General features: G+C 54.6%; 1 protein-coding gene and 1 pseudogene. Both read right to left on the reverse strand.

From position 1 onward, the window contains the following. Window positions 1-17 precede the first annotated feature (17 nt). Entirely contained in the window at window positions 18-809 is a 792-nt protein-coding gene (gene torT / locus RH45_RS20555) for a TMAO reductase system periplasmic protein TorT (RefSeq protein WP_277422227.1), read from the reverse strand. A gap of 13 nt (window positions 810-822) precedes the next feature. Further along, window positions 823-907: pseudogene (locus RH45_RS23905) on the reverse strand (hypothetical protein); the annotation flags it as partial.

Genomic DNA, 907 nt, shown 5'->3' on the forward strand with positions numbered 1-907 from the left:
ACACAGCATGGCGAAGGCTACTTTTTAGCCTCGGAGGTGTATTGATACAGATAGACGGGCCGAAATCCCGGAGGCGATAGCGAACGGCGAACGCGCGCGCTGTCAGCGTTGTTATGCGTCAAAATAAGCACCGGCGGGCTGATATTTTCAGGCACCGGTTGCCCCTGTAAGACCTTAATCGACTGCGTTATCGCTAATTCTCCCTGCCAGGCCATCTGATCGCTGAGCGCCATCAAGATATGGCCGCGTTTTAAACCGCGATAAACCTGATGCGTCAGATAAAATGAGACGATCGTGAGCGGAGTCGTCAAATTTCGCCCTTCGCCCATCGCCGCCTCCGCCGCTATCGCCGACCCGGCGACCACATTGGCGTCCGGATGGCGCTCCAGCATTTCCTGGAGTAAGTTTCGCTGCACTTCAATGTCGTTATCGCCCCAGGCGATATCCACAATGTTGATGGCGCTGCCTTTAATTGCCTGACGAAAACCCGCCACCATCTCCTGACTGCCACCGGCTTCTTCCGGCCCCGGGAAGAGTAAAACGTTAAGCGCTTTTCCTTTGTTCCACTGCACCAGAAAACGTCCCGGCAGATACCCCATCTGAAACCACGGCAGACCAACGCGGGTTGCGACACTGGCATCGTGAATCATGTTCACCAGTTCAATAACCGGCACATTACCGGCAAACCGTTCCAGCTCCGGGAAACGGTCGGTACTGCTGCCAAGCAGAATAGCGTCGGCACCCCACTCCCGGCACTGCATCATTTGCTGTTGTTGCGTCGCCAGTTGCCGATAGCCATTCGCTTCCAGCTACTTTTAAATCAACGCCATACAATTTGGCCGTCTTTTGCATCCCGTAGTTGACGGACAACCAGTAAGAATCTTTCAGGCTGGGGTATAATGCGCAC

Source organism: Vibrio sinaloensis DSM 21326 (genome assembly GCF_000189275.1).
In the GTDB taxonomy this organism is placed as follows: domain Bacteria; phylum Pseudomonadota; class Gammaproteobacteria; order Enterobacterales; family Vibrionaceae; genus Vibrio; species Vibrio sinaloensis.